Origin of the sequence: Rhizobium sp. CRRU65, from assembly GCF_048551595.1 — a bacterium.
Lineage (GTDB): Bacteria > Pseudomonadota > Alphaproteobacteria > Rhizobiales > Rhizobiaceae > Rhizobium > Rhizobium leguminosarum_J.
Genome location: NZ_JBLYZH010000010.1, coordinates 1 through 21,936, shown reverse-complemented (window position 1 = coordinate 21,936; position 21,936 = coordinate 1). Strand labels below are relative to the sequence as shown.

Annotated in this window: 22 protein-coding genes and 1 pseudogene; 9 read left to right on the top strand and 14 right to left on the bottom strand. The window is 62.2% G+C overall.

What is annotated here, in order from left to right; translation table 11 throughout:
- The first annotated feature begins 84 nt into the window (after nt 1-84).
- The 4 genes from ACM5SV_RS20320 (at nt 85) to ACM5SV_RS20305 (ending at nt 4,419) form a co-directional block, all read left to right on the top strand.
- On the top strand, nt 85-1,893 hold the full coding sequence (locus ACM5SV_RS20320) for a methyl-accepting chemotaxis protein (RefSeq protein ID WP_222071143.1): 1,809 nt from the start codon (nt 85-87) through the stop codon (nt 1,891-1,893).
- A complete protein-coding gene (locus tag ACM5SV_RS20315) occupies nt 1,890-2,372 on the top strand; it encodes a chemotaxis protein CheW (protein WP_012758901.1) in 483 nt (160 codons plus the stop codon). The genes ACM5SV_RS20320 and ACM5SV_RS20315 overlap by 4 nt, the downstream gene beginning before the upstream one ends.
- A 30-nt stretch (nt 2,373-2,402) precedes the next feature.
- Nucleotides 2,403-3,260, top strand: coding sequence for a CheR family methyltransferase (locus ACM5SV_RS20310; RefSeq protein ID WP_012758900.1), 858 nt, complete (start codon nt 2,403-2,405; stop codon nt 3,258-3,260).
- Nucleotides 3,261-3,321: 61 nt separating this feature from the next.
- A complete protein-coding gene (locus ACM5SV_RS20305) occupies nt 3,322-4,419 on the top strand; it encodes a protein-glutamate methylesterase/protein-glutamine glutaminase (RefSeq protein WP_113548444.1) in 1,098 nt (365 codons plus the stop codon).
- A gap of 82 nt (nt 4,420-4,501) precedes the next feature.
- On the opposite strand, the gene ACM5SV_RS20300 is transcribed toward ACM5SV_RS20305, so the two are convergent.
- Both ACM5SV_RS20300 and ACM5SV_RS20295 read right to left on the bottom strand, forming a co-directional pair.
- Nucleotides 4,502-5,242 (bottom strand): 3-oxoacyl-ACP reductase family protein, encoded by a 741-nt coding sequence (locus ACM5SV_RS20300; protein ID WP_113548445.1) that lies wholly within the window; start codon nt 5,240-5,242, stop codon nt 4,502-4,504.
- A 74-nt stretch (nt 5,243-5,316) separates the two neighbouring features.
- Entirely contained in the window at nt 5,317-5,895 is a 579-nt protein-coding gene (locus ACM5SV_RS20295) for a TetR/AcrR family transcriptional regulator (RefSeq protein ID WP_017995117.1), read from the bottom strand.
- Nucleotides 5,896-6,113: 218 nt separating this feature from the next.
- Here ACM5SV_RS20295 and ACM5SV_RS20290 point away from each other — a divergent pair, with 218 nt between their 5' ends.
- The 3 genes from ACM5SV_RS20290 (at nt 6,114) to ACM5SV_RS20280 (ending at nt 9,168) form a co-directional block, all read left to right on the top strand.
- On the top strand, nt 6,114-6,914 hold the full coding sequence (locus tag ACM5SV_RS20290; RefSeq protein ID WP_113548446.1) for an inositol monophosphatase family protein: 801 nt from the start codon (nt 6,114-6,116) through the stop codon (nt 6,912-6,914).
- 112 nt (nt 6,915-7,026) lie between these two features.
- Nucleotides 7,027-8,133: a MotA/TolQ/ExbB proton channel family protein gene (locus ACM5SV_RS20285; protein ID WP_012758895.1), complete on the top strand. Its 1,107-nt coding sequence runs from the start codon at nt 7,027-7,029 to the stop codon at nt 8,131-8,133.
- A gap of 3 nt (nt 8,134-8,136) precedes the next feature.
- A complete protein-coding gene (locus ACM5SV_RS20280; RefSeq protein ID WP_017995114.1) occupies nt 8,137-9,168 on the top strand; it encodes a peptidoglycan -binding protein in 1,032 nt (343 codons plus the stop codon).
- 110 nt (nt 9,169-9,278) lie between these two features.
- On the opposite strand, the gene ACM5SV_RS20275 is transcribed toward ACM5SV_RS20280, so the two are convergent.
- From ACM5SV_RS20275 to ACM5SV_RS20255, 5 genes are all read right to left on the bottom strand, one after another.
- Entirely contained in the window at nt 9,279-10,517 is a 1,239-nt protein-coding gene (locus ACM5SV_RS20275; RefSeq protein WP_221968684.1) for an RNA polymerase sigma factor, read from the bottom strand.
- A gap of 7 nt (nt 10,518-10,524) precedes the next feature.
- A complete protein-coding gene (locus tag ACM5SV_RS20270) occupies nt 10,525-10,863 on the bottom strand; it encodes a YciI family protein (protein WP_017995112.1) in 339 nt (112 codons plus the stop codon).
- A gap of 272 nt (nt 10,864-11,135) precedes the next feature.
- The gene (locus tag ACM5SV_RS20265) at nt 11,136-11,324 is read right to left on the bottom strand and encodes a YegP family protein (protein ID WP_003552601.1); all 189 of its coding nucleotides are present in this window, start codon (nt 11,322-11,324) and stop codon (nt 11,136-11,138) included.
- Nucleotides 11,325-11,609: 285 nt separating this feature from the next.
- Nucleotides 11,610-12,602 carry a Bug family tripartite tricarboxylate transporter substrate binding protein gene (locus ACM5SV_RS20260; RefSeq protein ID WP_017995111.1) on the bottom strand — a complete coding sequence of 331 codons (993 nt, stop codon included), beginning with the start codon at nt 12,600-12,602 and terminating at the stop codon, nt 11,610-11,612.
- Between the two features lie 143 nt (nt 12,603-12,745).
- The gene (locus ACM5SV_RS20255; RefSeq protein WP_222014739.1) at nt 12,746-14,548 is read right to left on the bottom strand and encodes an ABC transporter transmembrane domain-containing protein; all 1,803 of its coding nucleotides are present in this window, start codon (nt 14,546-14,548) and stop codon (nt 12,746-12,748) included.
- 192 nt (nt 14,549-14,740) lie between these two features.
- Here ACM5SV_RS20255 and rpmE point away from each other — a divergent pair, with 192 nt between their 5' ends.
- Nucleotides 14,741-14,962 (top strand): 50S ribosomal protein L31, encoded by a 222-nt coding sequence (rpmE, locus tag ACM5SV_RS20250; protein WP_003542805.1) that lies wholly within the window; start codon nt 14,741-14,743, stop codon nt 14,960-14,962.
- Nucleotides 14,963-15,151: 189 nt separating this feature from the next.
- Here rpmE and ACM5SV_RS20245 read toward each other — a convergent pair whose 3' ends face one another.
- The 3 genes from ACM5SV_RS20245 to ACM5SV_RS20235 all read right to left on the bottom strand — a co-directional run bounded on the left by ACM5SV_RS20245 (nt 15,152) and on the right by ACM5SV_RS20235 (nt 17,590).
- Nucleotides 15,152-15,667, bottom strand: a complete 516-nt coding sequence (locus ACM5SV_RS20245) for a DUF1465 family protein (protein ID WP_222014736.1) — start codon at nt 15,665-15,667, stop codon at nt 15,152-15,154.
- Between the two features lie 391 nt (nt 15,668-16,058).
- Nucleotides 16,059-16,250, bottom strand: coding sequence for a DUF1192 domain-containing protein (locus ACM5SV_RS20240; RefSeq protein WP_222014734.1), 192 nt, complete (start codon nt 16,248-16,250; stop codon nt 16,059-16,061).
- A 41-nt stretch (nt 16,251-16,291) separates the two neighbouring features.
- Nucleotides 16,292-17,590, bottom strand: coding sequence for an MFS transporter (locus ACM5SV_RS20235; RefSeq protein WP_012758888.1), 1,299 nt, complete (start codon nt 17,588-17,590; stop codon nt 16,292-16,294).
- Nucleotides 17,591-17,763: 173 nt separating this feature from the next.
- On the opposite strand from ACM5SV_RS20235, the gene ACM5SV_RS20230 reads away from it, so the two are divergent.
- Nucleotides 17,764-17,928 carry a hypothetical protein gene (locus ACM5SV_RS20230; RefSeq protein ID WP_003542801.1) on the top strand — a complete coding sequence of 55 codons (165 nt, stop codon included), beginning with the start codon at nt 17,764-17,766 and terminating at the stop codon, nt 17,926-17,928.
- Between the two features lie 46 nt (nt 17,929-17,974).
- Here the strand turns inward: ACM5SV_RS20230 and ACM5SV_RS20225 are convergent, their stop codons facing one another.
- The 4 genes and pseudogenes from ACM5SV_RS20225 to ACM5SV_RS20210 form a co-directional block, all read right to left on the bottom strand.
- A complete protein-coding gene (locus ACM5SV_RS20225) occupies nt 17,975-18,898 on the bottom strand; it encodes a PhzF family phenazine biosynthesis protein (RefSeq protein WP_017995109.1) in 924 nt (307 codons plus the stop codon).
- A 156-nt stretch (nt 18,899-19,054) separates the two neighbouring features.
- Nucleotides 19,055-20,080 carry a class I fructose-bisphosphate aldolase gene (locus ACM5SV_RS20220; protein ID WP_222014732.1) on the bottom strand — a complete coding sequence of 342 codons (1,026 nt, stop codon included), beginning with the start codon at nt 20,078-20,080 and terminating at the stop codon, nt 19,055-19,057.
- 225 nt (nt 20,081-20,305) lie between these two features.
- Nucleotides 20,306-21,508 (bottom strand): phosphoglycerate kinase, encoded by a 1,203-nt coding sequence (locus tag ACM5SV_RS20215; protein WP_012758885.1) that lies wholly within the window; start codon nt 21,506-21,508, stop codon nt 20,306-20,308.
- Nucleotides 21,509-21,578: 70 nt separating this feature from the next.
- A pseudogene (locus ACM5SV_RS20210) lies at nt 21,579-21,936 on the bottom strand (potassium/proton antiporter); the annotation flags it as partial.

Here is a 21,936-nt window from a genome sequence, read left to right as displayed (position 1 = left end):
CCGCCGGAAGGTTTTGCTGCATGACGCAGCGCCAAGGAATAGCCGGTTCACACTTATTACGTCGCTCTCACAAAGGATATTGAGATGCGTATCACGATCAAGCTTAAGCTCGCGGCCGCGTTCGGCTTCGTCATTTTGTTGCTGGTGGGCAGCGCGGTGTATGGGATCATCAGCCTCAGCACACTGAACGACGCCGTCGGCAACCTTGTCGCGGGTCCTGCAAAAAGCCTGGAACTGGCCCTGGAAGCAAAAGCTGCGGAGCTCAGTGCCATTCGCTGGCAGAAGAATGCCCTTCTGGAAATGGATCCCGAAGTGGCCAGGAAGAACTACCAGAACTCGGCGAAGAGCATGGACGAAATGCTGGCCTATGCGGTGAGTGGCCAACAGCTTGCAACTGTCGACGGCAAGCCCACGTGGGATAGGCTGATCGAACTGGCCAAGCGTTTCACCGAGGGCTCCCACAAAGTCGCCTCCATCCAGGAAAGTGGTGACAGGGCAGGGGCCAATGCCCTGTCGTCGGGAGAGGTTCGCGCCCTCGTTACGGAACTGGAAGACGTCTTCGCGGCGCTCGTTGCGCAGCAGCAGAAGTCAATGGCGCAGGCCGATGACGATACCGAAACCCTTTATGGTTCCACCAGGAACCTGCTGATCGGCATCGCCGTCGGCGCCTCCGTCATCGCTTTTGCCGCCGCATTGTGGATCGCCCTCGGCATCAACAGCGGCCTGCGCAAGATCATGAACGTCGCCAACGCCGTCGCGACCGGCGACCTGAACCAGAAGGCCGAGATCAACAGCAACGACGAGATCAAGGACCTGGTGAACACGATCAACGTCATGACGGATAATCTTCGCAGCACTGCTGGTATCGCCAGCCAGATCTCGAACGGCGACTTGACCGTGTCGCCGAAGCCGCTTTCTGACAAGGACATGCTGGGCATTGCGCTCGAGCAGATGGTCGAGCGTCTGCGCGGTGTCGTCTCCGATGCGGCGGCTGCCGCAGAAAATGTTTCGGCCGGCAGCCAGGAACTGTCCTCGAGCTCCGAGCAGGTATCGCAGGGCGCCACCGAACAGGCGGCTTCGGCCGAAGAGGCTTCCGCCTCGATGGAGCAGATGGCCGCCAACATCAAGCAGAACGCCGATAACGCCGCCCAGACCGAAAAGATCGCCCGCCAGTCCGCCAAGGACGCGGAGATGAGCGGTGAAGCGGTGACGCGTGCTGTCGACGCCATGCGCACGATCGCCCAGAAGATCGGCATCGTCCAGGAAATCGCCCGCCAGACCGATCTCTTGGCTCTCAATGCCGCCGTCGAAGCTGCTCGTGCAGGCGAACACGGCAAGGGCTTTGCGGTGGTGGCTTCGGAAGTGCGCAAGCTTGCCGAACGCAGCCAGTCGGCTGCTGCCGAAATCAGCTCGATGTCGGGCGATACCGTCAAGGCGGCCCAGGAAGCGGGCGACATGCTTGGCCGGCTGGTGCCCGATATCCGCAAGACGGCGGAACTGGTCTCCGAGATCAGCGCCGCCTGCCGCGAACAGGATGTCGGCGCTTCGCAGATCAACGAAGCGATCCAGCAGCTCGACAAGGTGACGCAGCAGAATGCCGGCGCCTCCGAGCAGATGTCCGCAACCTCGGAAGAGCTCGCGACTCAAGCGGAAGAATTGCAGGCCTCGATCGCCTTCTTCAAGGTCGATACTGCAGGCAACCGCCAGTCCCGCACGCCGGCCGCCAGGATGACGGTTCGCAGCCCGGCTCCCGCCGCCGGCCGCAAGTCTACGCCCAAGAAGCCGGCCGCCAACAGCGTCGCCGGCCAGCAGGCGCGGGCGAAAGGCTTCGCTCTCGATCTCTCCATGGGCGGTCCCGATGATGGGGATGCCGAATTCAAGGAAAGCGCATGATCATGGCCACGACATCTTTGGAAGCGCAATTCGTGACCTTCAGCCTCGGCGAGGAGATTTTCGCCGTGCCGGTTGAGGTGGTACGGGAAATCCTCGACTATGCGGAAGCTTTCAAGATTCCGAATGGTCCCGACTATCTGCTCGGCCTGCGCGACGTGCGCGGGCAGGGCGTGCCGACGATCGATCTTCGCTTGAAGCTCGGCATGACGAAGACCGTGCCGACGCCGCACACGCGGGTGCTCGTCCTCGACGTGCCGATGGAAAACCGGCTGCTGACGCTTGGCCTCGTCGCCGATCGCGTCTTCGAAGTCACGCCATTCCGGCACGAGCAGATCGAGGCGGCGCCTGATATCGGCGTGCGCTGGCGCTCGGACTATATCGCCGGCGTCGTTCGCCGTGAAAACGGCTTCGTCGTCATCATCGACCTTGCACGGTTGCTGTCGCGCGAGGACGCCTCGGTACTGCAATCGGCGGCCTGACCCGCGCATCAACTCGGAGTACTGCATTCTATGAGTATGGCAGCAGCGGTGGAAACCCAATTGCCGGGCGACCGGATCAGCAAGCGCAATTTCGATAAGCTTGCCCGGTTCATCTACGATTATAGCGGCATCAAGATGCCGCCGACCAAGCTGACGATGCTCGAAGGGCGGTTGAGGCGCCGCCTTCGCGCAACCAACCATGCGACCTTCGACGATTATTGCGATTTCCTGTTCAATCATGACGGCCTCGACCAGGAAACCGTCTACCTGATCGACGTGGTGACGACGAATAAGACCGACTTCTTCCGCGAAGCCAAGCATTTCGACTATCTGCAGACGGTAGCGCTGCCAATGATTGTCAATAGCGGCGTTCGGACCATCCGCACCTGGAGTTCGGCCTGCTCGACGGGAGCGGAACCCTACACGATGGCGATGGTGCTGGCGGAATTCGCCGAAGGCCGCAACGACGTCTCCTACAGCGTTCTGGCGACCGACCTTTCCACTGATGTGCTGCAGACGGCGCGCCGGGGCATCTACCCGGAAGATTTGATCGCGCCTGTGCCGCGCGATCTGCAGCGCAAATACGTGCTGACAGCCAAGCAGCCGGGTCGGCGGGAGGTGCGTATCACGCCGAAACTGCGCAGCAAGATCGGTTTTGCCCGCATGAACCTGATGGACGAGAAATACGCGATCGGCGAGTTGATGAACGTCATCTTCTGCCGCAACGTGCTAATCTACTTTGACAAGCAGACTCAGGCCGGTGTTCTCAACCGCCTCTGTGCCTGCCTGGCGAAGGGCGGCTACATGTTCATCGGCCATTCTGAATCAATCACCGGCTTCGATCTGCCGTTGAAGCAGGTCTCGAATACGGTGTTTCAGCGTATCTAAAGCGCATTGCGTCATCCCAAAACCGCTGCGCACTTCTGGACGGCATGCATTAGGGGCATTCATGGCTAAGAAAATCCGCGTTCTTATAATCGACGATTCCGCCAGTATCCGCCAAACGCTGACCCATGTGCTGGAGCAGGATCCCGATATCGAGATCATGGCGGTGGCATCCGACCCCTTCATGGCGGCGCGGAAACTGCAGGAGGAGATCCCCGATGTCATCACGCTCGATGTAGAGATGCCGCGCATGGACGGCATCACCTTCCTGCGCAAGCTGATGTCGCAGCGGCCGATCCCCGTCGTGATGTGCTCGTCGCTGACGGAGGCGGGATCGGAAACGCTGCTCCAGGCGCTGGAGGCCGGCGCCGTCGACGTCATCCTGAAATCGAAGATCGGGGCTGCCGACAGCCTTTCCGACGATGCGATGCGTATTCGCGAAGTCGTCAAGAGCGCCTCGCATGCACGGCTTTCCAATGTCCGCCGCGCTGCCGGAACCATCCGCTCCGCCTCAGCGGAGGGGCCGGCCAAGAAGCTGACGGCGGATGTGATGCTGCCGCCACCGACGGGGCGGGCCATGGCGAAGACAACGGAGATGGTCGTCTGCGTCGGCGCCTCCACCGGCGGCACCGAAGCGCTGCGCGAGTTCCTGGAGGAACTGCCGGCCAACGCGCCGGGCATGGTGATCGTCCAGCATATGCCGGAGAAATTCACCGCCGCCTTCGCCAAGCGGCTGAACGGGCTTTGCGAGGTCGAGGTCAAGGAAGCCGTCGATGGCGATCCGGTGCTGCGTGGCCATGTGCTGATCGCGCCAGGCGACAAGCACGTGCTGCTCGAGCGCCAGGGTGCGCGCTACTATGTCAGCGTCAAGACCGGGCCGCTGGTGTCGCGACACCGGCCTTCCGTCGACGTGCTCTTCCGCTCGGCGGCGCGCTCGGCCGGCTCGAACGCCATGGGTATCATCATGACCGGCATGGGCGACGACGGCGCGCGCGGCATGCTGGAAATGCATCAGGCCGGCGCCTACACGGTGGCGCAGGACGAGGCGAGTTCAGTCGTTTTCGGCATGCCGAAGGAGGCGATCGCCAAAGGCGGCGTCGACCGTATCCTGCCGCTCGATCAGATCGCTCGCGAAGTTTTGATAACGCAGCAGAAGTTTTAAGTCGGTTTCAACGGAACCGGCTGAAGCCGGCGGTATCGCAGGATGCCGCCGGCTTTTGATCATAGCCGTGCAGGTTCCGTATTCAGGCGAGATAACCGCCGTCGATCGTCAGGCTGGCGCCGGTGACGAAAGCGGCCTCGGCACTGGCGAGATAGGCGGCGAGGCCGGCGATCTCGCGGTCCTCACCCAGGCGGCCAAGTGCCATCAGCGGCTTGAGGCGCTCATGATCGTCCTCATTGGGGTTCATGTCGGTCGCCGTCGGGCCGGGCTGGATGTTGTTGACGGTGATGCCGCGTGGGCCGAGATCGCGGGCGAGGCCGCGGGTCATCGAGGCGATTGCGCCCTTCGTCATGCTGTAGACTGCGGAGGTTGGAAAGCCGCTGCGATCGGCGGTGACGCTGCCGATGGTGATGACGCGGCCGCCTTCCTTCATGTGTCTTGCCGCTGCCTGGATGCCGACGAAGGCAGCGCGGACGTTGACGGCGAACATCCGGTCGAAATCTTCGAGCGAATAGTCGTCGAGCGGGTTGAGGATGAGAATGCCGGCATTGCTGACGAGAATGTCGAGACCGCCAAAATGCCCGGCTGTCAACGCGACGGCATCCTGTACGGCCTTCGCATCGGCACTGTCGGCCCGGATCGCCAGCGCCCTGCCGCCAGCAGCCTCCAGCTCGGCGACGATCGCCTTCGCCTTGTGCTCCGAGCTGGAATAGGTGAAGGCGACGGCGGCGCCATCAGCGGCGAGCCTTCGGACGATAGCGGCACCGATGCCGCGCGAGCCGCCGGTGACGAGGGCGATCTTGGTGGAAAGGGGTTGAGACATGCAGGTTTCCTTTGTTTCTGGATTGATCAGTCTAGAATTGCTCATGGAAAGGTCAGTTCGGAGTTGTCCGTTCGTCAGCGGAGGCTTCTGATTGCCATGTGTGCGATACCGCGGAGCGTCTCGGATTGGGCGCCGTTTCGGGCGCTGACTTTCATGCCCGACAGCGCAGCGCCGAGAAACGGAATGGCGTCGGCGATATCGATCTCTGTTGCGAGTTCTCCGCTCCTGCGAGCCTCAGCGAGAAGGCTTTCGATCGCCGCGTGAAGCGCGCGGCCGGCGCTGTCCGTAAGAGCTGCGACCTCGGCATCGGAGCGGCCGAATTCACAGATGGCGCTGACACCGAGGCAGCCGCGCCGGGCCTCGGCAGCGGGACGCGAGGCGAAAGCGACAAGAGCACCTTCCAGCGCCTCGATCGGCCGACCGTCGTGGCGAAGATCGGCGATGATCTTATCGATGCTCTCCACATTGTAGCGCTTCAGCGCTTCCAGATAGAGACCGCGCTTGTCGCCGAAGGTGTCGTACATGCTTTGGCGGCTGATCTTCATCGCCGTCAGCAATTCCTCGGTTGAGGTGCCTTCATAGCCATGCTCGGTAAATACGCCGATGGCGGCATGAAGGGCGGTGTCGCGATCGAATTCCTTGTGTCGTGCCATGACCAGGCTTCTACTCTTATTGGACTGGTTTGTCCAGAATAAAATGAATAGTTTCCGACGCCGCAGGGCAGCCATGCGTGCGTCCCCTTGAAATTTCCCTGATTTTGTGGTCTTGAGGCCGCCAATCTTCGCAGCGCTGCCTGTCATGCATGGTCAGGGACACTTCCCGCCCCTGGCAGCGCGCGCGCCCCGTATCAGTCCCAAGGAAAAATGCGCCGATGGCCCGTTCAGCTCTTCTCAATGTCATGGTTCAGGCTGCCCTCAAGGCAGGAAAGTCGCTGGGGCGTGATTTCGGCGAAGTGCAGAACCTGCAGGTTTCCGTGAAAGGACCGGGCGACTTCGTTTCCGCCGCCGACCGCAAGGCCGAAAAGATCGTCAGGGAAGAGCTGCTCAAGGCGCGTCCGACCTATGGCTTCCTCGGCGAGGAAAGCGAGGAAATCAAGGGCACCGACGGCGCGCATCGCTGGATCGTCGACCCGCTCGACGGCACGACGAACTTTTTGCACGGCATCCCGGCCTTCGCTGTCTCGATCGCGCTCGAACGCAATGGCGAGATCGTCGCCGCCGTCGTCTTCAATCCGGCGACCGACGAACTCTATACCGCCGAGCGCGGCGGCGGCGCCTTCCTCAATGACCGGCGCCTGCGCGTCGCCGCGCGCCGGGCGCTGTCGGATTGCGTCATCGGCTGTGGCGTGCCGGCGCTTGGCAAGCGCAATCACGGCAAGTTCCTGGTCGAGCTTCGTCACGTGATGGGCGAAGTGGCAGGCATCCGCCGCCTGGGTTCGCCGACGCTTGATCTCGCCTATGTCGCGGCCGGGCGTTTCGACGGTTTCTGGGAAGCGGAACTGGCGCCCTGGGACGTGGCGGCCGGCATCCTGCTCATCCGTGAAGCCGGCGGTTTCGCGACCGACTGGGAGGGTGGCGCGACGATGCTGGAGAGCGGCACAATCGTCGCCGGCAACGAGATCATCCACAAGGCGCTGATCGAAGTCGTCAAGCGGCCGGTTCCCGCCAAGTGACCGAACGAAAATCTGGCTGTTGTAAAGTCACGGTTTTCTCCCCGGCATACTTCAATTCGGCACAATGTTGTTCTAGTCTCCGCCAGCAGGGAATCCGGAGGCTGCGTAACCTATGGAAAATGTGAATGTGGCGGAGATCGGCTCCACCGAAAAGACGACGGGCATTTATGCCAACAGGCTTTCGAGCCCCATGCCCTTCCTCTGGACGATGCTGCTTTTCCTCGTCATCGTCGGTTTTATCGCCGCTATCCTCTTCCGCCAGACGCAGACCGCCTTCATGCACAATCCGGGCCTCAACGGCCTGATCGTCGGCGTTCTCGCGGTCGGAATCATCCTTGTTTTCAACCATGTACTGGCGCTTCGCCCCGAGGTGCGTTGGTTTAATTCCTTCCGCGCCGCCGGCAGCGTCGACAAGGTCAACCGCAATCCGCGGCTGCTTGCGCCAATGCGGGCGCTGCTCGGCAGCCGCAAGTCCTCAGCGTCGCTGTCGACGACGGCGCTGCGCTCGATCCTCGATTCGATTGCCAGCCGCCTCGACGAATCGCGCGACGTTTCACGCTACCTGATCGGCCTCTTGGTCTTCCTCGGCCTGCTCGGCACCTTCTGGGGCCTCATCGGCACGATTGGTTCGATCAGCATTGTCATCCAGTCGCTCGATGCCGGCTCGAACGGCACGGGGGACGTGCTCTCGGCGCTGAAGGAAGGGCTTTCCACGCCGCTTTCGGGCATGGGCCAGGCCTTCTCCTCCTCGCTGCTCGGCCTTTCCGGTTCGCTCATTCTCGGCTTCCTCGACCTGCAGGCCGGCCGCGCGCAAAACCGCTTCTATATGGAGCTGGAAAACTGGCTCTCCTCGGTCACGGATGTCGGCTCCGATCATCTTGCCCCGGCTCTCGACGCCGTTGCCGGCGCTTCGTCGGACGACATGCGCGCGCTCTCCGATTATCTGCGCAAGGTCTCGGAAGAGGGTGGTGCCGGCAGCCAGCGCTCCGTCGCCGCCATGGCGAGCCTTGCCGAAGGCATTCAAGGCCTCGTCAAGAACATGCGCAACGAGCAGCAGATGCTGCGCGACTGGATCGAGGCACAGCAGGACGAGGCGAAGGCGATGCGCCGCACGCTCGACCGGCTTGCCGAACGCATCGGCGTGCAGGAGCGCGCAGGCGAGAGGGGCGAGCGTTTGCGCGACCGCGCCAGCCAGGCAGAAAAGAGCGAGGGCAAGTAAGCCATGGCTCTAGCCCGCAACCGGCGCCGCGAACGCACGGTCGATTATTGGCCGGGCTTCGTCGACGCGCTGTCGACGCTGCTCATCTCCATCATGTTCCTGCTGACGGTCTTCGTCGTCGGGCAGTTCATACTCAGCCGTGAGATCACCGGACGCGATGAGGTGCTCAATCGTCTTAACAGCCAGATCAACGAGCTGACGCAGCTTCTTGCGCTGGAAAAGGGCAGCAACCAGGATCTCCAGGATTCGGTCGCCAATCTGCAGGCCTCGCTTGCCAGCGCCGAAGGCGACCGGTCGCGGCTGCAAGCGCTGCTGAGTGCCGGTTCGGGCGGTCAGGATGCGGCGCAGAAGCGGATCGGCTCGATGACGCAGGAGCTCGACGAGCAGAAGCAGGTGAGCGAACGAGCGCTCAGCCAGGTCGAACTGCTAAACCAGCAGATCGCAGCGCTTCGCAGCCAGATTGCCGCCGTCGAAGCAGCCCTTCAGGCGTCGGAGGATAAAGACCGGGTCTCGCAGACCAAGATCGCCGACCTCGGCAGCCGCCTCAACGTGGCGCTTGCCGCCCGTGTCCAGGAGCTGAACCGTTACCGTTCCGACTTCTTCGGCCGTCTGCGGGAGATCCTCTCGGACCGCGAAAATATCCGCATCGTCGGCGACCGGTTCGTCTTCCAGTCGGAAGTGCTGTTTCCCTCGGGCGGCGCCGATCTCAACCCGGAAGGGCAGACCGAGATGGCGAAGCTTGGCGCGGCCCTTCTCGATCTCGCCAAGGAAATTCCGCCGGAGATCAATTGGGTGCTGCGCGTTGACGGCCATACGGATAATGTGCCGCTTGCCGGAACGGGCCGCTATCGCGACAATTGGGAGCTCTCCTCGGCGCGCGCGATTTCGGTCGTTAAGTTCCTGATCGCACAAGGCGTGCCGGCCGACCGGCTGGTTGCCGCCGGCTTCGGCGAGTTCCAGCCAATCGCGCCGGGCGAAACGCCGGATGCGCGCTCTACCAACCGCCGCATCGAGCTGAAGCTGACCGAGAAGTGATTTCAGCGCCGCGCCTCTTCGAAGACGCGCAAAGGACGCCGAAACACTTTGAATGGCTGCATAACTCCTTAAATCGATTCCGATTTAAGGAGTTATGCAGGGGGCTGACATTACCGCTGCACACCCTTTAACCGGCCGGCGAGAAAGTCGCGCACGGCGGGGCTGTCGCTGAGGCCGATCGCCGTCATATAGGCGTCGGCTGCGGCGGCATTGTCGCCGGCCTGCGCCTGAAGATAGGCACGCACGGCCCAGTAAGGCTGATAGGCTGCCACGTCGCGCGGATCGAGTTTGTCGAGCCGCTCCAGGCCGGCATCGGCGCTGAAGGCCCTGCCGATCACCGCAGCTTGGCTGACGCGCGCACCCACCGTCGGCTTCATCATCACCAGCGCCGCGTAGAGTGTCGTCAGCGCCTGCCAGTCGGTCGTTCCCGATAGCCGGCGCGCTGCATGCACGGACTGGATCGCTGCCTGGCATTGGAAGGGGCCGAAACGGTCGAAGCTGCCGGCCTTGCGCAGCAGCGCATCCGCCTCGGCAATCATGATCGCGTTCCACGCGGCCGTATCCTGCTCGTCCAGCGGCACATATCGGCCGCTACCGTCGCGCCGGGCGCTGCGGCGGGCTTCGCAGTGAAGCATCAGCGAGAGCAGGCCGACAGCTTCGGGTTCGTCCGGCAGTACCGCCAGTAGCGCGCGGCCGAGCCAGATCGCCTCGCCGGCGAGCGAATGGCGTTCGTTCTCTCCGTCAAGACCGTCCCAGCCAAGACCGTAAGCCGCGTAGATCGCCGAAAGCACCGCCGCCAACCGGCCCGGCAACGCGGGGCGAGGCGGAACGGCGAAGGGAATGCCGGCATCGCGGATCTTCAGCTTGGCCCGCACCAGCCGCTGGCCCATCGCCTCGGGTGAAACGACGAACGATCGGGCGATGGTCTTTGCCTCGATGCCGAGAACTGTCTGCAGCATCAGCGCCGTATGCACGGAGCTGTCGATGGCGGGATGGGTGCAGGCGAAGAGCAGCTTCAGCCGCTCATCGGGAAAGACGGCGCTGCCGGCCGCGTTCATGCGTTCCTCCGCCTCCTCGAAGGCGACCGATATCGTCGTTTGCGCATTGGCCTCGACGGTGCGGTGGCGGGCCGCCTGCATGAGGTTGCGGCGGGCAGCCACCAGCAGCCAGGCTTCCGGATTGCCGGGAACGCCGCGCTCCGGCCAGACGCGAAGGGCCGAAGCCAACGCTTCCGACAATGCATCCTCTGCCGCCGGCACGTCACGCGAGCGGGCGGCGAGGAAGGCGATCAGCTTGCCGTACGACTGACGCGCCACCTTTTCGGCAGCGCGTCCGGCATCGGGCTGCATTGCCGCCTCACATCTGCAGGCGCGGGCGCACCTCGACCGAACCCTTGTCGGAGATCGGAACGCGGGTCGCCCATTCGAGCGCGGTGTCCATGTCGGGGACGTCGATCAGATAGAAGCCGCCGAGCTGTTCCTTACCTTCCGGATAGGGACCGTCCTGAACATCATGGTCCCCGCCTTTGCGGCGCACGATCGTGCCGGTCTCCGGGCCTGTCAGTCCGGCGCCGCCGGTCATGATTCCTGCCTGGGCGAGCGCCTGGCTGTAGGCGACCCAGCCGTCGCGATAGACGGGATCGCCGCGGCGAGCGAAATCCTCGGCGGCTTCGCGAATGATGAGAGCATATTGCATGGAAAACTCCTGATCTCGTTGCTGACGTTGATCCGGGCATCCCGATGTCGGGGATCGAGATCCCGAAAGCCGTGAAGCCCGGCGGAGCGGCGCGGCCGTTCCGAAACAATGAGGCGCGGCCACCGGTCGTTTCGACATGGCTTTCAAAAAAATATGCTAAAAAGAAAAATGGCGCCCGAAATCGCAAGCAAGCGAGCCGAGCTCAAGGGCGCCGGCGCTGCTTACGGGCGCGAAAGGGCAGGGCGGCAATCATGCCGCCGCTGCCGGTCTGCTCAGGATTCGGCCTTCGTCTGATCGACGATTTCGGCACTTGGCGTGTTCTTCTTGATGGATTCGATTGCACTCATGGCGGACGCCTTCGCCTTGTAGCCCTCTGACGAGAACATAGCTTCCCCGTTCGATGCTTTGAAGCGGAAGCGGAACTCGCCGGCCTTATCCTTATAGACTTCGAATTTATACATAGATGTCTCCCGAAATCCCAAAACGCTGAATTGCAACCATCAGCTTAGCGGAGGCTAGATCAAAATGGCGAGCTTTTCCACTGCCTTAATCAGGATTGGGTTGCTTAGCGTCCAATTGTCACCGTTTCCATTGGACGCAAGCGAATGAGGGGGCGCCAGCGCCTATGCCGAGAACAGGATGATTTCAGCCCGGGTCGGCCTAAAATCTGAATCCTGTTCTCATTTAAAGAATAGAGCATGATGTCATCCGAAAGCCGCTCACACTTTTCGGCATCATGCTCGGCATCACTCCATCTGGATGTTGGCGCCCTTGACGACCGGTCCCCATTTGGCGAGTTCGGCCTTCACATGGGCGGCGAGTTCTTCCGGCGTCGAGCCGACGATGGTGGCGCTGAATTCCTTCATGCGTTCAGCGACAGCTGGGTCGGCGAGAGCCTTTTTAGCCGAGGCGTTGAGGCGCATCACCACTTCGTTCGGCGTCTTGGCCGGGGCGAAAAGCGCGTTCCAGGTATAGGTCTCGTAACCTGGAATGCCTGACTCGGCGACGGTCGGTACGTCGGGGAAGGACGGCGCACGCTCGGCCGTGGTCACCGCCAGCGCCCGCAGAGTGCCGGCCTTGATGTGGCTCGACGAGGAGGGCAGGTTGTCGAACATGATCGGCACCTGGTTGCCGATGACGTCGTTCAATGCCGGACCGGCGCCCTTATAGGGGATGTGTTGCATGCTGACGCCGGCCATGGACTTGAAGAGTTCGCCGGAAAGATGCAACGGCGTGCCGTTGCCCGATGAGGCGTAGCTGTATTTGTCTGGCTCGGCCTTCAGTAGCGCGACGAGTTCCTGCACGGTCTTTGCAGGCAGTTCCGGATTGACGACCAGCACGTTCGGCACGACGACGAGCAGCGAGATCGGTGCGAAATCCTTTTCGGCATCATATGGCGTCGATTTCAGGATCAGCGGATTGAGGGCGTGGGTCGCGACCGTGCCCATCAGGATGGTGTAGCCATCCGGTTCGGCGCGGGCGACGTTACCGGCGCCGAGATTGCCGCCGGCGCCGGCGACGTTCTGGACGATCACCTGCTGGCCGAGATCCTCCGACATCTTCTGCGCGACGATGCGGGCGACGACATCGGTCGAGCCGCCGGCCGCGAAGGGCACGACCATGGTGATCGTCCGATCGGGAAAATCCGCAGCAGTGGCAGACGCGCTGACGGCAAGGGCCGCAAGCACACCGAAACCGAGCGCAAGGCCCGTACGTCGCGTCATATCGGAAAGCGCCATTCCTATCTCCTCCCAAGGATTTCAGCAGCAATATCCCCACCCCGGGGAATGAAGAGGTTAGGGCAGGACGCGCGAAAGACAACCGCAGAGAGGCGTGGCGGGTTCAGACTTTAGTCGCTGTTGGCGGGAGAAGTGCGCGCCGGCTATTTCGCGGCGGCGAGCACATCCTCATTGGCGGCGTCGAATTGCAGCCGCGCCAGCCGCGCATAGATGCCGCCGTGACGGATCAGGCTCTGATGCGTGCCCTCTTCGACGACCCGGCCCTGATCCATGACGAGAATGCGGTCGGCCTTCAGCACGGTTGCCAAGCGATGGGCGATGACGAGCGTCGTGCGGCCGTCCACCAGGCCGTCGAGCGCCTTCTGCACCAGCGTCTCGCTTTCGGCGTCAAGCGCCGAGGTCGCCTCGTCGAGCAGCAGCACCGGCGCGTTCTTCAGGATGGCGCGGGCGATGGCGATGCGCTGGCGCTGGCCGCCGGAGAGCGTGATGCCGCGTTCGCCGACCTCGGTCTCGTAGCCCTGGTCCAGCCGGGCGATGAATTCGTCGGCCTGCGCGGCAAGGGCTGCGGCGCGGACCTCGTCACGCGAGGCGCCGGGACGGCCGAAGGCGATGTTGTCATGGATCGAGGCGGCAAAGATGGTGACGTCCTGCGGCACGATGGCGATGCGCTGGCGCAGCTCGTCGGGCGTCGTCAGCTGCGCGTCGACACCATCGATCTTCACGCTGCCCTGCTGCGGATCGTAGAAGCGCAGCAGCAGCGAAAAGACGGTGCTCTTGCCGGCACCGGAAGGACCGACGATGGCGACGGTCTCACCTGGCGTGATCGCGAAGCTTAAGCCATGCAGCGCCGATTTGCCGGGGCGCGAAGGATACGCAAAATGCACGCCTGAGAATTCGACGCGGCCGCGGCTGGGCGACGGAAGCGGCTCAGGGCTGGCGGGGGCTGTGATCGGCGAAACCTCGTCGAGAAGCTCGGTCAGCCGGTCTGCGGCGCCGGCTGCCTGCGAAAGTTCGCCCCAGACCTCCGACAGTGCGCCCAGCGAACCGGCGGAGATGACGGCATAGAGCAGGAATTGGCCGAGCGTGCCGGCCGAAAGCGTGCCGGCAAGCACGCTATGGGCGCCGAACCAGAGCACGGCAACGACACTGCCGAAGATCAGCGTGATGGCGATCCCCGTCAGCAGCGCGCGCGAGCGGATGGCGGCGCGGGCGGCCTCATAGGCGGATTCGACGGCGGTGCCGTAACGCGTCGCTGCGGCGTCTTCGCCGTTGAAGGCCTGGACGGTGCGGGTCGCGGCGATCGTCTCGTTGGCGAAGGCGGAGGCATCGGCGAGTGTATCCTGAGCGGCGCGGGAGCGCTTGCGCACTGAGCGGCCGAAGGCGACGAGCGGGAAGACGATCAGCGGGATCGCTCCGATGACGAGGCTCGAAAGCTTCGGCGAGGTGACGATCATCATGCCCATGGCGCCGATACAGAGGATGAGGTTCCTCAGCGCCACCGAGGCGGTGGCGCCGACGGCGGACTTGATCTGCGTCGTATCGGCGGTCAGCCGCGAGACGATCTCGCCGGACTGGTTGACGTCGAAGAAGGAGGGCGACAGCCGCGTCACATGGGCAAAGACGTCACGGCGAAGATCGGCGACAATGCGCTCGCCGATGGTGATGACGAAATAATAGCGCAGCGCGCTGGCGACCGCGAGCACGATGGCCATGACCATCAGCATGGCGAAGTAGCTGTTGATGAAGCGGCCGTCCGACTGGGTGAAGCCGTGATCGATCATGCGGCGCACGGCGAGCGGCAGCGCCAGCGAGGTGATGGCGGCAAGCGCCAGCGACATCAGCGCACCGGCTACCAGGCCGCGGTAACGCATGACATAGGGTGTCAGCCTGCCGAGCGGTCGCAGCGATCGCTTCTTGTTTTCCTCAGCCCGTGCCTGCTCTGCCAAATCGTCTCCGATCGCCCGCAGGACCCGCGCAATGCGGCCTGTTGGCTCTTGTTATCTAGGCGTCCTTCATGTATAGGCACCGCATCCTAATGGGAAGCCGTAGCCATCCGACTGCGGCTTCATTTATTCAATCGGTTCGTTGGCCGCAACTGCATGCGGCAAATTGAACTCCGGTATCGCAGGAAGATTGTTATGAAGGCAGGCATCCATCCCGAATATCACATGATCAAGGTGGTCATGACCGATGGCACTGAGTACGAAACCCGCTCGACCTGGGGTTCGGAAGGCGCTGTCATGAACCTCGAAATCGATTCCAAGTCGCATCCGGCCTGGACCGGCGGCAACCAGCAGCTCATGGACCGCGGTGGCCGCGTTTCCAAGTTCAACAAGCGTTTCGGCGGCCTCGGCCTCTAATCGCTTCTGCTCGACGGAATTCGAAGAGAGCCCGGTTTCGCCGGGCTTTTTTGCGTTGGCAATGGCTTACAGCGCCGCGCGTCTTTTCGTACGCGCAAAGGATGCTTTAGCAATGCCGGTGTTCAGCGGCAAACAAAAAACCGGCCGCGTAAGACGCAGCCGGTTCATATCGAATTCTTGCAGATCTGGTCAGTTGTTGCCGAAGGCGGTCTGCAGCAGGGACAGCTGGGCCTGGACGCTGTTCTGATTATCATGAACGATCACTGCTTCGGACGGGCGGTAGATCTCGCGGTCAAGCAGGGCAATGCGGTTCTGCAGACGCAACGAGCGTTCGACCAAGTCGCGGAAGGATTCCGGCAGATCACCCCAGCCGGGTGCGGCGCGGTCGACGTTAAAGCCGTCGAGGCGAACCTTGTTCTTTTCGGCCAGCACCTGGTCACGGGACATTTCGCCATTGTTGACGGCGCGCTGCAACAGCAGCCAGGAAGCCATCTGCATCAGGCGGGTGGTGAGACGCATCGATTCCGCGGCGTAGAGAACCGAGGCCATACGCGGCAGAACCTTGGAGGCGGCACGGCCCTGGCCGTCGAGATAGGAGGCAGTCTCTTCGACCAGCGACATGCCTTCCGCGTAAAGTGCCTTGAACTGCGAGGATGCAGCGGCGCGGCCTGCAAAACTGATCGTGTTCAATCCAACTTCCGACATCGCAATAGTCCCTGTTCGCACGCAGCTACATATATTCAGGTAACGCCGGCACCGACGGAAAAGTTTCCAGGCCCGGTCTTTATGACTTTAAGATGGTATCATTAGCCCAAATGCGCAAGCCGTTTCTTAAGAAAGGGTTAATCTCCACAGTTTCGTGGAAGTGCGCCGGCCATAGGAAAAAGAAGAGCCGCAAACGCGGCTCTCAAGGTAAAACAGGGAGAAAAATCAGACCAATTCACCGCTTGGGAAACTGTCTGAGATCCAGAGGAAATCCGGATGAATATAGTAATACCTTATAAAGCTTAATATTTTATTAACATTGTGCTGAATTAAGACTTGGGGCTAGCTGTTTTATCCGCCCATAGCCTTGTATTTCGGGGTTTTTAGCGGATCACGAGCGGAAGAAGCTTTCCGCTGCCTGCCGCCCGGAGGCCTTGCGACCGGCCTCGGCCTCGAGGCGTGCGATCTCCATCTTCAGCAATTCCACCCGCCCCTTCAATTCGTCGACCGAAAGCATGGAGAGATCCGCGCCGATCTCATGGGCGACTTTCTTCTGCGGCCGCTCGTCATCGATGAAGCTCATGGTTCGTCCTCCGTTCGCTGCGCACTTTTGCTGGAATTGTTCTAGCCGAACTTTACAGCAGGATCGCCGCTTTCGGGAGACTTTTCCGTTTCGGGAGGTTTGCCGGCGCCGCGATCGGCAAGCGACATGCTTTGCGGTGTCAGCATCTGCGAGGTGCCGGTCGGGATCGTCGTGTAGGCGTCGCGGTCGCTGGCCGGCACGGCGGCGCGGATGCGGCTCCTGATGATGGCGTAAACGGTGATCAGCACATGGGCGATGGCGGTGACGAGGAAAAGCGCATGCGGGGTGATCGCCGACATGACGGGACCGCTGAGCGTCGGGCCGATCATCGTGCCGATGCCGTAAAGCAGCAGCAAGCCGCCGGAGACCTTGACGAAATCCTCCGAGGCCGCGAAGTCGTTCGCGTGGGCGACGGCGATCGGATAGAGCGTATTCGCCACCGCGCCGTAGAGGACCACAAGCCCGATCAGCAAGGCGGGGGACGTCGGGTGGAGCAGAAAGATCAGCAAGCCGGCAAGGGCGGCGATCCCCGACATGGCGGCGAGCACGTAGCGCCGGTCGATGCGGTCGGAAAGCCGGCCGGCCGGCAGCTGCATCACCGCCCCGGCGAAGATGGTGGCGCTCATCATGACGGCGATGTTGGTGTCGGACAGGCCGGCGCCGGCGCCGAAGACGGCGCCGAGCGTGCCGTAGGCGCCGTTGGCGATGCCGACGAGCAGGATGCCGAGGCAGGAGACCGGCGAGTTGCGATAGAGCGCCGGCAGGTCGAGGCGCACCGCCTTCAGTGGCTGCGGCGAAGCAGCGGTCGACAGCGTCGTCGGCAGCATGGCGATGCAATAGAAGATGCCGCAGATCATGAACAGAACCGGCGTGCGCACATCCTCGAGCGGGATCATCATCTGGCCGCCGACGACGCCAAGTAGTGTGATGCCGATATAGAGCGAGAAGATCATGCCGCGGCTCTCGTTGCTGGCGCGCTCGTTCAGCCAGCTTTCGATGATCATCGACGTACCGGCAGTGGAGAAGCCGGTGACGGCGCGCAGGACCACCCACCAGACCGGATCGATGATGATACCGCTGACCAGCGCGATGATGGCGATGATCGAGATGAAGCCCGAAAAGGCACGCACATGGCCGACGCGGCGCACGATCTTCGGCGCAACCAGGCAACCGATGACGAAGCCCCCGGCCCATGAGGTGCCGAGCAGGCCGAGCGTCGTCGTTGCGTAGCCTTCGAGATTGCCGCGGACGGGGAGCAGGATGCCCTGCAGGCCGTTGCCCATGAAAAGGAAGAGCGTGCCAAAGAGCAACGCGGCGACGGACAGCAGATTTCTCTTCATTTCCCCAGACTCGGTCTTAGCGATTTGCAATGGACATAAGGCAAGACCTGCCTCAGCCCAGCCTCAAGATGATTGATTGTGCCCCGGAATATCTTTACGGCGTGTCGAGATCCTCTTGTTCGCGCGGAAAAATGTCCGTCCTGTGACATTCCGAAAAACGGAAAAAATAAAGCATGACAAAGCTGATAGCCTTGCTGCTCATCCTTGCCATGGCGATACAGGTGATCAAGCCGCTCGGGCTTCCCGGCCTAAGGCGGCGGATGGATTTCTGGAAGCTCGCGCTGATCGCTTTCGCGGTGTGGGCAGTGGCTCTGCTTTCGCGCGATTTCCTGATGTAATCCTTGGATTATATGTAACCCGGGGATTACGGCCGACCTGCGACCGTCAGTCCTGCAAACTGATTTCTCCGCGCATGACGGAAACGCAGCCTCCCGAGATGACCACATCGGTGACGGTGCCGTCGGATTTCGCGACATCAAGAGTGATGACGCTGCGGCGGCCCATTTCGACGCCCTGTTCAATGGTGATGCGGGCGTTCATGTCGGCCTCCGGCGCAAGCGAGACGAGATAGGCGCCAAGCGCAGCTGACGCGCTGCCCGTTGCCGGATCTTCGGGCACGTTATCGAGTGGCGCGAACATGCGGGCGCGAATACTCCATGGATTTTCGGCTGTCCTCACGTAGACGAAGAGCGAGAAGTCGTGGCCGCTGGTCGTCTGGCGGCCGGCAGCTGCCTGAAACCCGGCAAGGTTCGGGCGGGCGGCGGCCAGCGCTCCAAGCCCGTTCAACTCGGCGACGGCGAAGTTCAGCCCGACCGAGACAAAGACCGGTGCATGGGTGGTGTTGACGATGGCGCCGGGGTCGAGCGAGACACAGCCGGCGACGGTTTCCGCGGCTATGGTGTCGCCGATCGTCAGCGGCTGCGGCGCGCGGATGGCGGCAGCAGCAACCCTTCCGCCCTCGCGTTTCAGGCTGACTTCGACGATGCCGGCCTTTTCCTCGAAACGCAGCGTATCGCCGACTGGCTTGCCGAAGATCTCCGCCTGTTGGCCGATCACATAGGCTGTGCCGACATTCGGATGGCCGGCAAAGGGTATTTCCATCGTCGGGGTGAAGATGCGCACGCGGGCGGAATTTTGCGGGTCTTCCGGCGGCAGGACGAAGGTGACTTCGGAATAATTGAACTCGGTGGCGATCTTTTGCATCGCCGCGTCGCTCAGACCGCGCGCATCGGAAATGACGGCAAGCGGATTGCCCTCGAAGCGGGTGGAGGTGAAGACATCGACGGTGACGTAGGAGAGGGTGTTCATGGCGGCTCCTGTTGTGACAGGGCGCTATGAGTAGTCACGGTTTTCGAGGGAACGAAGCGGTTTCTTGTCGCCGTGACAATCGGAGGAAAAGAAACGGCGGAGAGGGCAGGAAGCTGCGTTCGCCGCTCCCTGCCCAACGTTCAAGGCTCCAAAAACTCAGGCGGCCTTTTCCAGGTCCTTCTTCCAGTTGCCCTTGGCGGCGAGGCTGTTCATCTCGGCGCGGTGGGTGAATTCGCGCTGGCCGGCAGCGACGTTTTCCTGCTTGCCGTTCCAGGCCTTGAGCGCGCTGTCCTGCAGGGCGCGGCCGTAGGAGAAGGTGACGAACCAGGGCAGGTCGCCGCTGGCATTGATCGCCGAAAGATGGGCTGTCGCTTCTTCGGTCGTCTGGCCGCCGGATAGGAAGGCGATGCCCGGAACAGCGGGCGGAACGGTCGCCTTCAGCACCTTGACGGTGCGCTCGGCAACTTCCGCGACCGAGGCCTTGCGGGCGTTCTTGCCGTCGATCACCATGTTCGGCTTCAGGATCATGCCTTCGAGGTTGACGCGGGCATCGGCCAGTTCTTCGAAGACGATGCGCAGCGTGGATTCGGTCACTTCGGCGCCGCGGTCGATATTGTGGTCGCCCGGTTTGCCGTCCATCAGGCATTCCGGCTCGACGATCGGAACGATCCCGGCCTCTTGGCAAAGTGCGGCATAACGAGCAAGCGCCTGAGCGTTGGCGCGGACGGAGCCGCGGGTCGGCAAGGTTGACGAGATGGCGATGACGCCGCGCCACTTGGCGAAGCGGGCGCCGGCTTCATAATATCTGGCAAGGCGCTCGCCGAGACCGTCGAGGCCCTCAGTGATGGTTTCAGCCGGATATTTGGCCATCGGCTTGGCGCCGGTATCGACCTTGATGCCGGGAATGGCGCCGGCGGCGCGGATGATATCGACGAAGGGCGTACCGTCCGCCGCCTTCTGGAACAGCGTCTCCTCGAAGAGGATGACGCCGGAGATATATTTCTTCATCGCCTCGTCGGAGCGGAAGAGCATTTCGCGATAGTCGCGCCGGCTGGTTTCGGTCGATTCGAGATTGATCGCGTCGAAACGCTTCTTGATGGTGGAGGTCGATTCATCGGCGGCGAGCAGCCCCCGGCCGCCCGTAACCATCTGCACTGCAATGTCTTCCAGTCGTTCGCTCATTTCGTTCTCTCCACAACAATAAATATCGGCACTTCAGGAATATAGAACGCGGATAACAGAAGTTTATAGGGAGGAAAATGGAAGGCTAAGTCATTGAAACGATTGAATTCAATTCAATCGTTTGAAAGTTGGGATTTTTTTCGTCCTCTGAGCAAAAGACCGCGGAAGCTGTTTTTTCTTCCACGGTCTATCCACATGTAAAATCTGCGAAATCAATCTTGGCAACTATCTAGCAGCGTTGAGGACGGCGACACCGGGAAGCTCTTTGCCTTCCATCCATTCGAGGAAGGCGCCGCCGGCGGTCGAGACGTAGGTGAAATCGTCGGCAACGCCGGCATGGTTGAGCGCCGAGACGGTGTCGCCACCGCCGGCAACGGAGGTGAGCTTGCCGGCTACCGTGCGCCCAGCGGCGTATTTCGCAGCAGCGACCGTTGCGGCATCGAAGGGTTCGATCTCGAAGGCGCCGAGCGGGCCGTTCCAGACCAGGGTTGCGGCACGCTCGATCCAGGCGTTGATGGCCTCGATGGATTTCGGGCCGACATCGAGCACCATGGCATCGGCGGGAATGGCGTTGATATCGACAGTCTCGTTGGCGGCGCCCGCCTTGAACTCGCGGGCAATCACGCCATCCTCGGGCAGGATGATGGCGCAGCCGGCGGTGGCGGCCTCGATCATGATCTGCTTGGCGGTTTCGGCGAGATCATGTTCGCAGAGCGACTTGCCGACATTGGTGCCGCGGGCGGCGATGAAGGTATTGGCCATGCCACCACCGATAACGAGCGCATCGACCTTCTTCACGAGGTTCATCAACAGGTCGATCTTGGTGGAGACCTTGGCGCCGCCGACGATCGCAACAACAGGGCGAGCCGGTTCGCCGAGGCCCTTTTCCAGCGCCTCCAGCTCGGCCTGCATGGTGCGGCCGGCATAGGCCGGCAGGTGGTGGGCAAGGCCTTCGGTCGAGGCATGGGCGCGGTGGGCGGCCGAAAAGGCGTCGTTGACGTAGATATCGCCGTTGGCGGCAAGCGTCTTGGTGAAGTTGGAGTCGTTGTTTTCCTCGCCCTTGTGGAAGCGGGTGTTTTCCAAAAGCAGAATATCGCCGTCATTCATCGCGGCAACGGCGGAGGCGGCGGCTTCGCCGATGCAGTCGGAGGCCGTCAGCACGGCATGATCAAGCACTTCCTCGACGGAAGGGGCGATCAGCGACAGCGACAGATCCGGCGACGGGCCATCCTTCGGCCGGCCGAAATGGGCCAGCAGGATCACCTTGGCACCCTTTTCGGACAATTCGAGGATGGTCGGCGCCACACGTTCGATGCGCGTCACATCGGTGACCTTGCCGTCTTTCACCGGGACGTTGAGGTCGACGCGGACGAGAACGCGCTTGCCGCGGATGTCGGAAAGATCGTCGAGGGTCTTGAAAGAAGGCATGGGGAGGATCCTGTCGTGGTTGGCGAAAGTTGCGCCGAACATAGCAAGGATCATTCGAGACGCAAGGCGTTCAGCGGCCGTTTTCGCGTGTGCCTTCGTCGCGTCCGGCCGGTGGTTTCGGGGGGCTTTCGGAGGCTGCGGTTTCCCGGTTCCGGCGTCCATTCAGCCGGTCGCGGATGCGCTGGGTGATGTCCTTGAGATTGAGGAAGATCGGCAGCGTAATTGCCGGTTCGACTGCTTCGAGCGACATGCCGACGGAGGTGATGTGATCGTGCTCGTCGAGATCGCGGACGATGAGGATGATCGAGCCGAGGCGGACGCGGTCGGCATAGTCGGCCTTGCCGCCGAGGCGCTGCCGCATCAATTCGGCGATCGTCAGGCCCCTTTCGGATTCGTTGAGCAGGCCGGGGCCATAGGCAGCATCGAGA

Excerpts from the sequence above, each read along its gene's own strand:
- ACM5SV_RS20320 (WP_222071143.1), top strand. The coding sequence starts at position 85 with ATGCGTATCACGATCAAGCTTAAGCTCGCGGCCGCGTTCGGCTTCGTC.
- ACM5SV_RS20315 (WP_012758901.1), top strand. The coding sequence starts at position 1,890 with ATGATCATGGCCACGACATCTTTGGAAGCGCAATTCGTGACCTTCAGC.
- ACM5SV_RS20310 (WP_012758900.1), top strand. The coding sequence starts at position 2,403 with ATGAGTATGGCAGCAGCGGTGGAAACCCAATTGCCGGGCGACCGGATC.
- ACM5SV_RS20305 (WP_113548444.1), top strand. The coding sequence starts at position 3,322 with ATGGCTAAGAAAATCCGCGTTCTTATAATCGACGATTCCGCCAGTATC.
- ACM5SV_RS20300 (WP_113548445.1), bottom strand. The coding sequence starts at position 5,242 with ATGTCTCAACCCCTTTCCACCAAGATCGCCCTCGTCACCGGCGGCTCG.
- ACM5SV_RS20295 (WP_017995117.1), bottom strand. The coding sequence starts at position 5,895 with ATGGCACGACACAAGGAATTCGATCGCGACACCGCCCTTCATGCCGCC.
- ACM5SV_RS20290 (WP_113548446.1), top strand. The coding sequence starts at position 6,114 with ATGGCCCGTTCAGCTCTTCTCAATGTCATGGTTCAGGCTGCCCTCAAG.
- ACM5SV_RS20285 (WP_012758895.1), top strand. The coding sequence starts at position 7,027 with ATGGAAAATGTGAATGTGGCGGAGATCGGCTCCACCGAAAAGACGACG.
- ACM5SV_RS20280 (WP_017995114.1), top strand. The coding sequence starts at position 8,137 with ATGGCTCTAGCCCGCAACCGGCGCCGCGAACGCACGGTCGATTATTGG.
- ACM5SV_RS20275 (WP_221968684.1), bottom strand. The coding sequence starts at position 10,517 with ATGCAGCCCGATGCCGGACGCGCTGCCGAAAAGGTGGCGCGTCAGTCG.
- ACM5SV_RS20270 (WP_017995112.1), bottom strand. The coding sequence starts at position 10,863 with ATGCAATATGCTCTCATCATTCGCGAAGCCGCCGAGGATTTCGCTCGC.
- ACM5SV_RS20265 (WP_003552601.1), bottom strand. The coding sequence starts at position 11,324 with ATGTATAAATTCGAAGTCTATAAGGATAAGGCCGGCGAGTTCCGCTTC.
- ACM5SV_RS20260 (WP_017995111.1), bottom strand. The coding sequence starts at position 12,602 with ATGGCGCTTTCCGATATGACGCGACGTACGGGCCTTGCGCTCGGTTTC.
- rpmE (WP_003542805.1), top strand. The coding sequence starts at position 14,741 with ATGAAGGCAGGCATCCATCCCGAATATCACATGATCAAGGTGGTCATG.
- ACM5SV_RS20245 (WP_222014736.1), bottom strand. The coding sequence starts at position 15,667 with ATGTCGGAAGTTGGATTGAACACGATCAGTTTTGCAGGCCGCGCCGCT.
- ACM5SV_RS20240 (WP_222014734.1), bottom strand. The coding sequence starts at position 16,250 with ATGAGCTTCATCGATGACGAGCGGCCGCAGAAGAAAGTCGCCCATGAG.
- ACM5SV_RS20235 (WP_012758888.1), bottom strand. The coding sequence starts at position 17,590 with ATGAAGAGAAATCTGCTGTCCGTCGCCGCGTTGCTCTTTGGCACGCTC.
- ACM5SV_RS20230 (WP_003542801.1), top strand. The coding sequence starts at position 17,764 with ATGACAAAGCTGATAGCCTTGCTGCTCATCCTTGCCATGGCGATACAG.
- ACM5SV_RS20225 (WP_017995109.1), bottom strand. The coding sequence starts at position 18,898 with ATGAACACCCTCTCCTACGTCACCGTCGATGTCTTCACCTCCACCCGC.
- ACM5SV_RS20220 (WP_222014732.1), bottom strand. The coding sequence starts at position 20,080 with ATGAGCGAACGACTGGAAGACATTGCAGTGCAGATGGTTACGGGCGGC.
- ACM5SV_RS20215 (WP_012758885.1), bottom strand. The coding sequence starts at position 21,508 with ATGCCTTCTTTCAAGACCCTCGACGATCTTTCCGACATCCGCGGCAAG.